Raw genomic sequence first — 13,178 nt, forward strand, 5'->3', positions numbered from 1 at the left:
CACGTCGCCACGTCGACCTCAAGCGCGTGTGTAGCGGCATCTGTATGCCGTCCATGCCCTGACCCATCATTCTGCTTTTCTTCTTCCGCATTCTGCGCGCTCCCCGCTGACTTGAACTGATTCCCTAACGGGCTACCCGTCTCAGTTCCACAGCCGTGAGTCCCTCAGGTGCGCAGCAACTTGGAGCCTGACTCATGTCACCGAACTCTGTCGCCGCCCCCACTCTTGACGCGGTCGCCACCACTCCTGACGCCGAATCGCCGGCCGCCCCGCGTGCCAAGCGCACGCCGCGACCTGCGAAGAAGAAGTCCGAGGGCCAGTGGGCTCTCGGGTACCGCGAGCCCCTGACGGCGCCGGAGCGCTTCAAGAAGGACGACGACGCCCTGAATGTGCGCAAGCGCATCGAGGACATCTACTCCAAACAGGGTTTCGCGAGCATCGACCCCAATGACCTGCGCGGACGCTTCCGCTGGATGGGCCTGTACACACAACGCACCGCGGACCTCGACGGCACGTTCACCGGCGACGACAACGCGGATCTCCTCGAGGCCCCGTACTTCATGATGCGGGTGCGCACCGACGGGAAGACGCTGACCACCACGCAGCTCCGGGTGGTCGCGGGAATCTCCAAAGACTTCGCGCGCGACACACTGGACATCACCAACCGGCAGAACTTCCAGTTCCACTGGATCGAGATCGAGAACGTGCCAGAGATCTGGCGCCGCCTCGAGTCCGTCGGGCTGCAGACGACGGAGGCGTGCGGCGACTGCCCCCGCGGGATGCTCGGCTCCCCCCTCGCGGGCCTGGCCGTCGACGAGGTTATCGACGCGAGCTCCGCGCTCAACGAGATCGTCCGCCGGCATATCGGCAACCCGGAGTACTCCAACCTGCCGCGCAAGTACAAGACCGCCGTCTCCGGCCTGCAGGACCTGCCGCACGAGATCAACGACATCTCCTTCGTGGGCGTGAACCATCCGGAACATGGTCCGGGACTTGACCTTTGGGTCGGCGGCGGGCTATCGACGGTGCCGATGTTCGCGCAGCGGCTCGGCGTCTGGGTGCCCCTCGACGAGGTGCCCGAGGTGTGGGAGGGCGTGACGAAGGTCTTCCGCGACTACGGCTACCGCCGTCTGCGCGGCAAGGCCCGCCTGAAGTTCCTCGTCAAGGACTGGGGCCCCGAGAAGGTCCGCGAGATCCTCGAGACCGAGTACCTGGGCCGCAAGCTGATCGACGGACCCGCGCCGGAGCCGCTCAAGCGCGTGCGCGACCACGTCGGCGTGCAGAAGCTCAAGAACGGGCTCAATGCCGTTGGCGCGTCGCCGGTCTCCGGCCGCATCTCCGGCACCATGCTCGAGGCCTTCGCCGACGCCGTCGAGCGCGCCGGCACCACCGAGGTCCGCACCACGCCGTACCAGAAGCTCATCGTCCTCAATGTCGCCGACGCCAAGGTCGGCCCGCTCGCCGCCGAGCTGGACGCGATGGAGCTGCCGGTCAACCCCAGCCCGTGGCGCCGCAGCCTGATGGCGTGCACGGGCCTGGAGTACTGCAAGCTCGCCTTCACCCAAACCCGCCACCGCACAGCGACTTTGCTGCCGGAGCTCGAGGAGCGCCTGGGCGAGTTCAACGCCGAGCTGGACGTGCCGATCACCATCCACCTCAACGGCTGCCCCAACTCCTGCGCCCGCATCCAGACCGCGGACTTCGGGTTCAAGGGCCAGCTGATCACCTTGGACGACGGCCAGGTGGTCGAGGGCTTCCAGGTGAACCTCGGCGGCAGCCTGGGCGCCGACGAGTCCCTCGGCCGCAAGCTCCGCGGGCACAAGGTCCTCTCCGTTGAGCTGGGCGACTACATCGACAGGGTCGTCCGGAACTTCATGGCGGCGCGCGAGCCCGAGGAGCGTTTCGCGCAGTGGACAGTTCGAGCAGAAGAGGAGCAACTTCGATGAGCATCACCGTGCGGGAGGACCTCCGGACGATTGCGGACCAGGGTGCCGCGAAGCTGGCCGGCGCCGACGCGCAGACGCTGCTGGAGTGGACCGCCGAGACGTTCGGCGAGAGCTTCATCGTCGCGTCGAACATGCAAGACGCGGTCCTGGTCGAGATGGCTGCCAAGGTCAAGCCCGGTGTGGACATCCTGTTCCTCGACACCGGCTACCACTTCGCCGAGACCATCGGCACCCGCGACGCCGCGGCCATGGTCTACGACGTGAACATCGTCAATGTGGAGCCGGAACACACTGTGGCGCAGCAGGACTCACTGGAAGGCAAGGACCTCTTCGCCAGCGACCCCGCCCGCTGCTGCAGCCTGCGCAAGGTGGTGCCGCTCAGCAAGTCCCTCGCCGGCTACGACGCCTGGGTCACCGGCATCCGCCGCGTGGAGTCCCCCACCCGCGCGAACGCGCCGCTCGTCTCCTTCGACGAGGCCTTCGGGTTGGTGAAGGTCAACCCGATCGCCGCCTGGTCCGACGGGCAGATGCAGGACTACATCGACGCGCACGGGATCCTCGTGAACCCGCTGGTCGACGACGGCTATCCGTCGATCGGGTGTGCGCCCTGCACCGCCAAGCCCATCCCGGGCAGCGATCCCCGAAGCGGGCGCTGGTCCGGCTCCTCGAAGACAGAATGCGGGTTGCACCAATCATGACAGTTGACTTGAATCCCCTTGAGCTCCAAGCCGACCCCGGCTTCGACACCCTCACCGCCCTCGAGTCCGAGGCCATCCACATCTTCCGCGAGGTGGCCGGAGAGTTCGAGCGCCCGGTGATCATGTTCTCCGGCGGCAAGGACTCCACGGTGCTGCTGCACCTGGCAGTCAAGGCCTTCTGGCCGGCGCCGATGCCCTTCCCCGTGCTGCACGTGGACACCGGGCACAACCTGCCCGAGGTCCTCGAGTTCCGCGACCGCATCGTCGAGCGCTACAACCTGCGCCTGCACGTCGCGTCCGTCGAGGAGTACCTGGCGGACGGGCGGCTGCAGGAGCGCCCCGACGGCATCCGCAACCCCCTGCAGATCCAGCCGCTGCTGGACGCCATCGGCGACAACCGCTTCGACGCGGTCTTCGGCGGTGCCCGGCGCGACGAGGAGCGGGCCCGCGCCAAGGAGCGCATCTTCAGCCTGCGCGACAGCTTCGGCCAGTGGGACCCCAAGCGCCAGCGCCCGGAGCTGTGGAATCTCTACAACGGCCGCCACGCCCCCGGCGAGCACGTCCGCGTGTTCCCCCTGAGCAACTTCACCGAGCTGGACATCTGGCGCTACATCGCCCGGGAGAACATCGACCTCGCGTCGCTGTACTACGCCCACGAGCGCGAGGTCTACTCCCGCGACGGCATGTGGATGACACCCGGCCCATGGGGCGGCCCCGCCGACGGCGAGGAGCTGGCGACCCGCACCGTGCGCTACCGCACCGTGGGCGATGGCTCCACCACCGGCGCGGTCCTCTCCGACGCCGACAACAATCTCTCCATCCTCGAGGAAATCACCGTGAGCCGGTTGACCGAGCGCGGCGCCACCCGTGGCGACGACCGAGTCTCCGAGGCCGCGATGGAAGACCGCAAACGACAGGGCTACTTCTGATGAGCACCAACACTATTCGTCCTGAACTCCTCCGCCTCGCCACCGCCGGCAGCGTGGACGACGGCAAGTCGACCCTCGTGGGCCGACTGCTCTACGACACGAAGTCCGTGCTGGCCGACCAGATCGACGCCGTGACCCGCGCGTCCGTCGACCGCGGCCTGGCCCAGCCGGACCTCTCACTGCTGGTTGACGGCCTGCGGGCCGAGCGCGAGCAGGGCATCACCATCGACGTGGCGTACCGCTACTTCGCCACCCCCAACCGCACCTTCGTCCTCGCGGACACTCCCGGGCACGTGCAGTACACCCGGAACACCGTCTCGGGCGCCTCCACGGCGCAGCTGGTGGTCCTCCTCGTCGACGCGCGCAAGGGCGTCATCGAGCAGACCCGCCGCCACGCCGCGGTCCTCGCCCTGCTGGGCGTGCCGCGACTTGTGTTGGCGGTCAACAAGATTGATCTCGTAGACGACGCTGCGGAGACGTTCACCCGGATCTCGGCGGAGTTCGCGGAGCTGACCCTGGGCCTGGGCTGGGCCCCGGACGCGGTGCAGGCCATCCCCGTCTCGGCGCTCAACGGCGACAACGTCGCGATCGCCTCGGAGAACACGCCGTACTACTCGGGGCCGACCCTGATCGAGCACCTGGAGTCGGTTCCGGTGGACAGCGAAAGCAACCTGAACGACGCCTCCGCCACCCCCGTCGGACTGCGCTTCCCCGTGCAGTACGTGATCCGCCCCCGCACCGCGGAGCACCCCGACTACCGCGGCTACGCCGGCCAGGTCGCGGCAGGCAGCGCCAAGCCCGGCGACGAGGTGATCGTCCTGCCGTCCGGCACCCGCTCGACCATCGAGCGGGTGGACACCCCCGACGGCTCGCTCGACTCGGCCCAAACCGGCCGCAGCGTGACCATCGTGCTCGCCGACGACGTCGACGTCTCCAGAGGTGACGTCATCGTCTCGGCGGCAGACGCGCCGACTCCGGTGCAGGAGTTCACGGGCACGATCTGCTGGCTGGCCGACACTCCCCTGCGGGCGGGGAGTCGCCTGCTGCTCAAGCACGGCACGCGCACCTCGCAGGTCATCGTGGGCAGCCTCGACGCCCTCTTCGACGAGCAGTCGCTGGCCGTCAACGGCGCTCCGGAATCGCTGTCACTCAACGAGATCGGGCTGGTGCAGCTGCGCACGGCCGAGCCCGTGGTGGCGGACCACTACGGCACCAGCCGCCGTAACGGCTCGTTCCTGCTGATCGACCCGGTCGGCGGCAACACCCTAGCCGCAGGCCTGGTCGGCGACGCGCTGACGTCCATCTCGGGGGTCGTGACAGCGTGAACACCGCCGTCCCGCTGATCGCCGTGGCCCACGGCAGCCGTGACCCGCGCAGCGCGCAGGTCATCGCCACCGTGGTCGCCGACGTGCGGGCCGCCAACCCCGGCCTGGACGTGCGGCTGGCGTTCCTCGACCTCAGCCTGCCCGCCGTGGCGGACGTCATCGCGGCGGTCGCGGCGGAGGGGCATCACGAGGCCATCGTGGTCCCCCTGCTGCTGGGCGACGCCTTCCACTCGAGAGTGGACCTGCCGGGCATCCTGGCCGCGGCCCGCCGCCGGCACCCAGGCCTGGCGCTGACGCAGTCGGACGTGCTCGGTAGCGGCCCAGAGCTGTTGGCCGCATTACACTCTCGGATTTCCGAAGCCGGAGCGGGCCCGGGCGATGGTGCCGTGGGCGTGGTGCTCGCCGCCGTCGGCTCCGCGCGGGCCGAGTCCAACGCGGCCGTGGCGGCTCTCGCCCGGCGGGCGACCGTCGGCACGGCGTGGGTCGGGGCCGAGGCCGCATTCGCCACCGGGGCCGCAGGATCGGTGGCGACGGCGATGGCCCGGCTCCGGGCGCGCGGCGCCCGCACGCTTGTGGTCGCGCCGTGGTTCCTGGCCCCAGGTCTGTTGCTCGACCGCGTCTGCACCCAGGCCGTCGCCCTCGACGCCGCCGTGGTGCTCGCCGATCCCCTCGGGGCGAGCACCGAGCTCAGCAGGGTCATCCTCGACCGCTACCGCTGCGCCCACATTCCACTGGCTGCGTCCGCCTAGCGCGGATACAGCCCTTCCTCACCGGGGGGCGGGAGAAATCCTCCACTCTTGGCCGCTGAATTGCCGATTATCGGCAATCTGGACGGTAAGAGTGGAGGATTTCTTCACCTCTAACTCAGCCCCGCCGCGCCTCCAGCAGCCGCAGCCACACCTCGCTGACCGTCGGATATGCCGGGACCGCATGCCAGAGCAGGTCCACCGGCACCCGCCCGACCACCGCGATCGTCGCCGCGTGCACCAACTCCGCCACCTCGGGGCCCACGAAGCTCGCCCCGATCACCACGTCCTCGACGCGGTCGATCAGCAGCTGTGCCCGGCCGCTGTAGCCATCCGCGTGCAGGGCGGCGCCCGCCACCGTGCCGATGTCCACCGCCACCACCTCGACTTCGAGCCCCTCGGCGTGGGCCTGCGCCTCGGTCAGCCCCACCGACGCGACCTGGGGCTGGGTGAACACCACCTGGGGCACCTCGCCGTGATCCGCCGATGCCGAGAACCGTCGGCTCGCGATGCCTCTGCCGTCCGCCCGAGCGGCGATCACGTCCCCGCAGACCCGCGCCTGGTATTTGCCCATGTGGGTGAGCGCCGAGCGGCCGTTCACATCCCCCACCGCATACAACCACTCGCCCACCGCGGCCAAGTGGTCATCGGTGGCGACCGCGCGGCCCGGCGCCAGTCCCACGGTCTCGAGCCCGAGGTCCGCGGTGGCGGGCTTCCGGCCCGCGGCCACCACCACCTCGTCGAATTCCAGCCTCTCGCCGCCCAGCATCACCTCGACCGGGCCGCCGTGGATATTGCCCTCGCCGGTGTCCCGGGCGCCGGGCCGGGCCACCGAGTCCAGCACCGCGCCAAAGCGGACGTCCGCGGCCAGACTCGCCGCCACCGCCGCCCCCGCGAACGGCTCCGCCTTGGCCAGCAGCGCAGAACCGCGGACTGCCATGACCACCTTCGCGCCGAGCGCCGCCAGCCACGTCGCCGCCTCGCAGGCCACAACCCCGCCGCCGATGATCAGCACACGGCTCGGCACCTCGCGCAGGTTGGTGACATCGCGGGAGGTCCAGGGCAGGGCCCCGGCCAGGTCGGGCGGGACCACGGCAGTGGAGCCGGTGGCCAGCACCACGGCGTGCCGGGCCCGCAGCTCCCGCGTGGACCCGTCGGCGGCGGTCACCCGCACCAGGCGCTCGCCGGCGAGCCGGCCGTGCCCCCGCACCACGTCGATGCCCTCGGACTCCGCCCAGCGGACCTGCCCGGAATCGTCGTGGTGGCTGGTGAAGCTGTCGCGCCGGCGTAGCACCCCGGCCACATCCAGGGCGCCGACGGGAACCCCCGGTATCGCCTGCGCGGCGGCGCGGACCTCGACCGGCCGGAGCAGCGCCTTGCTGGGCATGCACGCCCAATAGGAGCACTCGCCGCCGACGAGCTCGCGCTCCACGATCACCGCGGTGCGGGAGCTGCCGGCTATGGCGTAGCTGGCGGCGTTCTCCCCCGCCGGCCCGCCGCCGAGCACGATAACGTCGTATTCGCCTGCCGTCTCCACAGCCATGCCCGTCAGGGTAGGCCTGCTGTCACCCTCTGGCTAGGGTTCCGCTCGCCGCGCTGACCCGCCTTGTCTTCCCTATCCAAATGAACCAGCCACAGGCTGCAGGCCACGATCGCCAGAATTGACGGCCAATTGCCGGTCCACTCCACTGCCGCACTTGCCAAGGCGTTTTGCACGGATTTCACCAACACAAAGACCGAGACAACCCCCAGAATCACTCGAATGAGCATCGGCGACTGCAATGGATTTCTAATGAGCTGCCCCCGTTCGGCATTCGCGACGCCTTCGCCAGGTGAGCCCTACCGAAGTGTGTTGACGTCACGACGAAACTACCTGAGCCTGCGTGCCGTCCTGTCCAGATCTGCCAGAATTCATTGCGCATCACGACCGCAGCGCCGCTGGAATTTCCCTCCGCGCCGCGAGTCTGGATTGGCCCCATACAGGTGTGAGCATGGGGCCAATCTCAACGTCATCGCCACCGCGTCGACACGCCCGACCGCGGGGTGAAAAACGGTCCCGCGGGACCGTCGAGCGGTTCCTCGGGACCGTCTGAGCGGCGATCGGCTACAGCATCTTCTCGCGCAGTTCCGCCGCGGACATCGGCGAGAGCAGGCCCGGCGCCACGTCGAACGGGGTGACGGCGCCGTGCTGGCCGGCGGCGGACAAGCGGTGGGCGGCGCGGGCGTAGGCGACGAGGACGCTGGCGGTGAACTCCGGGTTGCTGCCCAGGTCCAGCTTGTACTCGATGACCTGGCGGTTGCCGGTGCCGGTGTCGCCGCTGCGGATCACGAAGCCACCGTGCGGCATCGCCGAGTGGTCCCGCGCCAGGACGTCGACGGTGATGAAATACACGGTGGTGTCGTACTGGTCGAAGTAGTGCGGCATCGTGACGATGGCCTCGCGCACCGTGTCCTCGTCCGCGCCGTCCTCGAGCACCACGAAGCACTCACGGGTGTGCTTCTCGCGGGTGCTGAGCTCGGGGCGCGAGCCGCCGCGCGCGGCATCGACCGCGGTCTCGTTCGGCAGCGTGTACTGCACGCCTGCCGCCACGCCCGGCACGCGGCGCACCGCGTCGGAGTGGCCCTGGCTGACGCCGCGGCCCCAGAAGGTGTAGGTGTCGCCGTCGGGCAGGATCGACTCGCCGTAGACGCGGTTGATCGAGAACAGGCCGGGATCCCAGCCGGTGGAGATCAGCGCGGTCTTGCCGGCCGCGCGGGCGACGGGGTCCACGGACGCGAAATACTCGGGGATCCGGGCGTGGGTGTCGAAGCTGTCGACGGTGTTGAAGCGCGCCGCCAGCTCCGGGCCCTGCACGGGCAGGTCCTCCTTGGAGCCGCCACACAGGATCAACACGTCGATGTCATCCTCGCGGCCCTGGAGCGAATCCCAGGAGAACACCTGCGTGGCCGGGTCAGCGGGGGTCAGCGTGGCCGGGTCGCGGCGGGGGAACACGCCCACGAGGGTCATGTCCGAGGTCTTCGCCACCGCGGCCTCGACGCCCCGTCCGAGGTTGCCATAGCCTGCGATACCGATCCGAATTGCTGCGCTCACCGATTCTCCTTCACCTGTCTGAACCTATCGAGGGTCAAGGCTACCCAGTGCGCAGATATGGCACGCGGGTGCCGGGTTTCAGGATTAGGTGTGACGCACGATCTCGCCGGTGAATCGATTCCGATGTTGGTGCAGGACCCGTGGGGAGGCGGCGGCCTGCCAGGTCTGGATCAGCATCCGCACCGCCGGCTGACGATCGCCAGGCGCAAATCCATCCCAGAACTCGGTCCGTCCCGTCGCAGCGACCCGCAGTCGGTACGTTCCCGGCCCGTGTGGCGTCAACCTATCGGCGCTCTCCTCCACTGGCCCGTTGAGAACGCTCACCAGCATCAGGTCGCCGTGGGGAGCCTCAATGGACGCCTCGCAGAGGTCCTCCCAGCCCGCCCGCAGCGCGTCGTCCACCGGCCCCGGATCGCGGTCCAGCGCCTGGATGGTCACCAAAATCGGCCCCCACTGGCCGGCGTGCACCAGAGCGCGATCGCCCTGCGCGTCGATCAACCACTCCTCGCCATAATCAAAGTGGCTAGCAGTGAGGGGCACCCCCTCCTGGATATCGTCATCGCCCTGGATGAAGAAGATGTTGTAATCCGCTGTGATGACGACCGTGGACACGCTCATCCAGTCAGCCTGTCACGGCCATCGTCGTCGCCCGCACGTACACCGTCTCCCCCACCTTCAGATCCAGCACGCGCGCGTCGCCCCGGGTGATCTGCGCGGACAGCCCCTGGGCGCCCGATTTGGGCCGCAACTCCACGCGCACCTCGAAGCCCAGGTGGGCCACGCGGGTGACCTCCGCGGCAAAAGATTGCGGCAATTGCTCGCGGTCGAGACGGATATCGTGCGGGCGCACCAGCTCCCCGTTGAGCTTGGCAACGGGCCCCAGGAAGGACATCACGAAGTCCGTTTTGGGGTGGTCGTAGAGCTCGTCCGGCCCGCCGACCTGCTCGATGCGCCCGTTGTGCAGCACGGCGATCCGGTCCGCGACGTCCAGGGCCTCGGACTGGTCGTGGGTGACCAGCACGGTGGTGACGTCGACGGTCTGGTGCAGCCGGCGCAGCCACTCCCGCAGGTCGTCGCGGACCTTGGCGTCGAGCGCGCCGAACGGCTCGTCGAGCAGCAGCACCTGCGGGTCCACGGCGAGGGCGCGGGCTAGGGCCATGCGCTGGCGCTGCCCACCGGAGAGCTGCGCCGGATAGCGGTGCTGGAACCCGGTCAGGCCCACCACGCCGAGCAGCTCGTCGACCTTGGCGTTGATCTCGCTCTTCTTGCGGCGGCGGATCTTGAGGCCGAACGCGACGTTCTCGCGCACCGACATGTGCTTGAACGCCGCGTAGTGCTGGAAGACGAAGCCGATGCCGCGGTGCTGCGGCGGCACCCCGGTGACATCCTTGCCAGCAATGGTGATGGTGCCGGCGTCGGGGTCGTCCAGGCCCGCGATGGAGCGCAGCAGCGTCGACTTGCCGGAGCCGCTCGGTCCCAGCAGCGCGGTGAGCGAGCCGGCGGGGACGGTGAAGTCCACATTGTCGAGGGCGAGGAAGTCGCCATAGCGCTTCGTCGCGCCCGTGACGGTGATCATGTCAGCCATCAGGCCTTGCTCCTTGCGTGAGAGTTCTTGTTGAACAACGACATCAGCAGCAGCGTCGCCACAGCGACGCCCATCAGCAGCGTCGCGGCGGCGTACGCGCCGTACTCGTTGCCGGCGTTGTGGCGGGCGTCGACGAGCAGGGTCAGGGTCTGGGTGTGCCCGGCCAGGCCGGAGGAGACCATGATCACGGCCCCGAACTCGCCGAGGCTGCGCGCCACAGTGAGCACGATGCCGTAGGTCAGGCCCCAGCGGATCGCGGGGAGGGTGATGCGCCAGAACGTCTGCCAGCGGCTCGCGCCGAGGGTGGCCGCGGCCTGCTCCTGCTCCTCCCCGATCTCGACGAGCACCGGCTCGACCTCGCGCACCACGAACGGCAGCGTGACGAACAGCGTGGCCAGCACCATGCCCGGCAGCGCGAAGATCACCTGGAAGCCGGCGTTCTGCACAAAGCCGAACCAGCCGCCCGCCCCCCACAGGAGGATCAGGGCGGTGCCCACCACGATGGGCGAGACGGCGAATGGCAGGTCCACCACCGCTTGGAGCAGACGCCGGCCGCGGAATCGGCCGCGTGCCAACGCCATCGCCGTGCCGAGCCCGAACACCACATTGAGCGGCACCACGATCACCACGATCAGCAGCGACAGGTTCAGCGCCGAGATCGCCGCGGGCGTGCTGATCCAGTCCCAGAAGGTGCCCAGGCCCTGCTCGAAGGTGCGCCACAGGATCAGGCCGATCGGGACCAGCAGCAGCAGCGTCACATAGGCCAGCGCGATCAGGCGCAGGGAGTACCGGCTGGTCCGCCCTGTCCGGATCATCGGTCCAGCTCCTGCCGCTTGGCCGCCCGGCCGGAGAGCCCGCGCAGCACCAGCAGCACTAGGAAGGACACCGCGAGGAGCACCACCGACACTGCTGCGGCGTCCACCGGGCTGTCCTGCTCGATGAGCGCGCGGATGTACTGGCTGGTCACCTCCGTCTCCTTCGGGATGCCGCCGCCGATGAGGATGACGGAGCCGAACTCGCCGATGGCCCGCGAGAATGCCAGGCCCGCCCCGCCCAGGATCGCGGGCGTCAGCGCGGGCAGGATCACCCGCCAGAAGATGGTGCGCCCGTTCGCCCCCAGCGAGGCGGCGGCCTCCTCGACGTCCTTGTCGAGCTCCATCAGCACCGGTTGCACCGCGCGCACCACGAACGGGAGCGTGACGAACGCGAGCGCGACGCCGACGCCGATCTGGGTGTGCTGCACGTGGATTCCCACCGGGCTGCCGGGCCCGTACAGGGCGAGCAGCACGATGGACGCGACGATTGTCGGCAGCGCGAACGGCAGGTCGATCACCGCGTTGACCACAGACTTGCCGGGGAACTCATCGCGCACCAGCACCCACGCGATGAGTGTGCCCATAATCGAGTTGATGACGGTCACGACGGCGGCGACCACGATGGAGATGCGGAACGACGCGAGCGCCGCAGGCGCCGTCACCGCGTCCCAGAAGCCGGCGAAGCCGTTGCCGGTGGACGCCACCAGGATCGCGGCGAGCGGCGCGAGCACGATCACGCTCAGCCACAGCACCGCGATGCCGCTGGCCAGGGGCGAGCCGCCGCGGTGCCGCAGCCGGACCTTGGGCAGGGAGAACCCGCGCGGGCGGGGCTGATCGGTCGGCGGCGCGCCGGGCGTGTCCACAGGTTCCAAGGTGGCGGTCATCGGGTCGCCTCCGCGTAGATCTTGGTGATCTCGCCGGTGTTCTTATCGAAGAGCTCCGGGTAGATCATCGCCCAGCCGCCGAGGTCGTCGACGGTACGCAAACGCGCTGGGGCGGGCAGCTCCGCGGCAAACTCCTGGGCCACCGCCGGGTCGACAGGACGAAAGCCCTGCTCCGCCCAAATCCTTTGCGCCTCCGCGGAATACAGGAACGTGGTGAACGCCCTCGCGTCCTCCGGATGCGGCGACTGCGAGAGCACCGCGAACGGGTTGTCGATGCGCATGGTGTCGTCGGGGACCACGTGCTCCACGTCCGCCCCGCCCCGCTCCATGAAGATCGCCTCGTTCTCATAGCTGATCAACACGTCGCCCGAGCCCTGCAGGAACAGGTCGGTGGCCGCTCGCCCCGAGGACGGCCGCGCGGTGACATGCCCCTGGACAAGATCCTGGACGAAGCTCAGGCCCGCCTCTTTATCGGCGCCGCCGTCACTCTTCGCCGCGTACGGGGCCAACATGTTCCACATCGCGGAGCCGGAACTGCGCGGGTCTGGCGTGATCACCTCGACACCGGGCTTGAGGAGGTCATCCCAGCCGGTGATGCCCAGCGGGTTGCCCTTGCGCACCGCCAGCACCACGACGGAGCCGAACGGCACGCCACGGTCCGCGCCCTGATCCCACGACGGGTCCACCAGGTCGGCGTCGACGAGGCGGGTCATGTCCGGCTCCACGGAGAAGCTGGCCAGGTCCGCCTTCAGCCCGGAGACCACCTTGCGGGATTGGTCGCCCGAGGGCCCGTAGGTCGCGCCGAAGCGCTGGTCCTTACCTTGTTCCGTCTGCTGGTAGGCCTTGATGACGGCCTGGAAGCCGAGTTCGGGGGTGGCCGCGGCGACGAGCGTCAACTGGTTGCCGGAGTCGTCGGCACCGCCCCCGCCCCCACCGATCTCGTCGCTGGAGCCGCCTGCGCAGGACGCCAACAGGGCGGCGGTCAGGGCCAGGGGGAGCAATATCCGTGCGGATCCACGTATCCGGGTGCGATAGGGCATGAGCGCAGAGCCTTCCGAGAAGGGCGGGCCGATGCGGCCCCCACTACCGACAGCAATGCAGGCCGACCACGAGGTCGGCGGGCATAGGCGGCATCATCCCATGGGGGAACCGGTCCGGG

Annotated in this window: 12 protein-coding genes; 5 read left to right on the plus strand and 7 right to left on the minus strand. The window is 69.2% G+C overall.

What is annotated here, in order from left to right; translation table 11 throughout:
- Nucleotides 1-194: 194 nt before the first annotated feature.
- Genes TBIF_RS02380 through TBIF_RS02400 form a run of 5 tightly spaced genes read left to right on the plus strand, consistent with a single transcriptional unit; the run spans nucleotide 195 to nucleotide 5,647 of the window.
- On the plus strand, nucleotides 195-1,946 hold the full coding sequence (locus TBIF_RS02380; protein ID WP_024793275.1) for a nitrite/sulfite reductase: 1,752 nt from the start codon (nucleotides 195-197) through the stop codon (nucleotides 1,944-1,946).
- Nucleotides 1,943-2,644, plus strand: coding sequence for a phosphoadenylyl-sulfate reductase (locus TBIF_RS02385; protein WP_038169411.1), 702 nt, complete (start codon nucleotides 1,943-1,945; stop codon nucleotides 2,642-2,644). Before TBIF_RS02380 ends, TBIF_RS02385 begins: the two co-directional genes overlap by 4 nt.
- Complete coding sequence (gene cysD / locus TBIF_RS02390) at nucleotides 2,641-3,573, plus strand: sulfate adenylyltransferase subunit CysD (protein ID WP_024793277.1); 933 nt, start codon at nucleotides 2,641-2,643, stop codon at nucleotides 3,571-3,573. Before TBIF_RS02385 ends, cysD begins: the two co-directional genes overlap by 4 nt.
- Nucleotides 3,573-4,898, plus strand: a complete 1,326-nt coding sequence (locus tag TBIF_RS02395) for a sulfate adenylyltransferase subunit 1 (protein WP_024793278.1) — start codon at nucleotides 3,573-3,575, stop codon at nucleotides 4,896-4,898. Before cysD ends, TBIF_RS02395 begins: the two co-directional genes overlap by 1 nt.
- Complete coding sequence (locus tag TBIF_RS02400) at nucleotides 4,895-5,647, plus strand: sirohydrochlorin chelatase (protein ID WP_024793279.1); 753 nt, start codon at nucleotides 4,895-4,897, stop codon at nucleotides 5,645-5,647. Before TBIF_RS02395 ends, TBIF_RS02400 begins: the two co-directional genes overlap by 4 nt.
- 115 nt (nucleotides 5,648-5,762) lie before the next feature.
- On the opposite strand, the gene TBIF_RS02405 is transcribed toward TBIF_RS02400, so the two are convergent.
- The 7 genes from TBIF_RS02405 to TBIF_RS02435 all read right to left on the minus strand — a co-directional run bounded on the left by TBIF_RS02405 (nucleotide 5,763) and on the right by TBIF_RS02435 (nucleotide 13,059).
- Nucleotides 5,763-7,187 (minus strand): dihydrolipoyl dehydrogenase family protein, encoded by a 1,425-nt coding sequence (locus tag TBIF_RS02405; protein WP_038169412.1) that lies wholly within the window; start codon nucleotides 7,185-7,187, stop codon nucleotides 5,763-5,765.
- 561 nt (nucleotides 7,188-7,748) lie between these two features.
- Nucleotides 7,749-8,735, minus strand: coding sequence for a diaminopimelate dehydrogenase (locus TBIF_RS02410; RefSeq protein ID WP_024793281.1), 987 nt, complete (start codon nucleotides 8,733-8,735; stop codon nucleotides 7,749-7,751).
- An 84-nt stretch (nucleotides 8,736-8,819) separates the two neighbouring features.
- Nucleotides 8,820-9,353, minus strand: coding sequence for a hypothetical protein (locus tag TBIF_RS02415; protein WP_024793282.1), 534 nt, complete (start codon nucleotides 9,351-9,353; stop codon nucleotides 8,820-8,822).
- Between the two features lie 4 nt (nucleotides 9,354-9,357).
- Complete coding sequence (locus tag TBIF_RS22705) at nucleotides 9,358-10,311, minus strand: sulfate/molybdate ABC transporter ATP-binding protein (protein WP_038169547.1); 954 nt, start codon at nucleotides 10,309-10,311, stop codon at nucleotides 9,358-9,360.
- Nucleotides 10,312-10,319: 8 nt separating this feature from the next.
- Nucleotides 10,320-11,135 carry a sulfate ABC transporter permease subunit CysW gene (cysW, locus tag TBIF_RS02425; RefSeq protein WP_038169414.1) on the minus strand — a complete coding sequence of 272 codons (816 nt, stop codon included), beginning with the start codon at nucleotides 11,133-11,135 and terminating at the stop codon, nucleotides 10,320-10,322.
- Nucleotides 11,132-12,019 (minus strand): sulfate ABC transporter permease subunit CysT, encoded by an 888-nt coding sequence (gene cysT / locus TBIF_RS02430; protein WP_024793284.1) that lies wholly within the window; start codon nucleotides 12,017-12,019, stop codon nucleotides 11,132-11,134. Before cysT ends, cysW begins: the two co-directional genes overlap by 4 nt.
- Nucleotides 12,016-13,059 carry an extracellular solute-binding protein gene (locus TBIF_RS02435; protein WP_024793285.1) on the minus strand — a complete coding sequence of 348 codons (1,044 nt, stop codon included), beginning with the start codon at nucleotides 13,057-13,059 and terminating at the stop codon, nucleotides 12,016-12,018. Before TBIF_RS02435 ends, cysT begins: the two co-directional genes overlap by 4 nt.
- Nucleotides 13,060-13,178 lie beyond the last annotated feature (119 nt).

Source organism: Tomitella biformata AHU 1821 (genome assembly GCF_000524475.1).
GTDB classification, from domain to species: domain Bacteria; phylum Actinomycetota; class Actinomycetes; order Mycobacteriales; family Mycobacteriaceae; genus Tomitella; species Tomitella biformata.

Excerpts from the sequence above, each read along its gene's own strand:
- TBIF_RS22705 (WP_038169547.1), bottom strand. The coding sequence starts at position 10,311 with ATGATCACCGTCACGGGCGCGACGAAGCGCTATGGCGACTTCCTCGCC.
- TBIF_RS02435 (WP_024793285.1), bottom strand. The coding sequence starts at position 13,059 with ATGCCCTATCGCACCCGGATACGTGGATCCGCACGGATATTGCTCCCC.
- TBIF_RS02385 (WP_038169411.1), top strand. The coding sequence starts at position 1,943 with ATGAGCATCACCGTGCGGGAGGACCTCCGGACGATTGCGGACCAGGGT.
- TBIF_RS02395 (WP_024793278.1), top strand. The coding sequence starts at position 3,573 with ATGAGCACCAACACTATTCGTCCTGAACTCCTCCGCCTCGCCACCGCC.
- TBIF_RS02415 (WP_024793282.1), bottom strand. The coding sequence starts at position 9,353 with ATGAGCGTGTCCACGGTCGTCATCACAGCGGATTACAACATCTTCTTC.
- TBIF_RS02405 (WP_038169412.1), bottom strand. The coding sequence starts at position 7,187 with ATGGCTGTGGAGACGGCAGGCGAATACGACGTTATCGTGCTCGGCGGC.
- cysT (WP_024793284.1), bottom strand. The coding sequence starts at position 12,019 with ATGACCGCCACCTTGGAACCTGTGGACACGCCCGGCGCGCCGCCGACC.
- cysW (WP_038169414.1), bottom strand. The coding sequence starts at position 11,135 with ATGATCCGGACAGGGCGGACCAGCCGGTACTCCCTGCGCCTGATCGCG.
- cysD (WP_024793277.1), top strand. The coding sequence starts at position 2,641 with ATGACAGTTGACTTGAATCCCCTTGAGCTCCAAGCCGACCCCGGCTTC.
- TBIF_RS02380 (WP_024793275.1), top strand. The coding sequence starts at position 195 with ATGTCACCGAACTCTGTCGCCGCCCCCACTCTTGACGCGGTCGCCACC.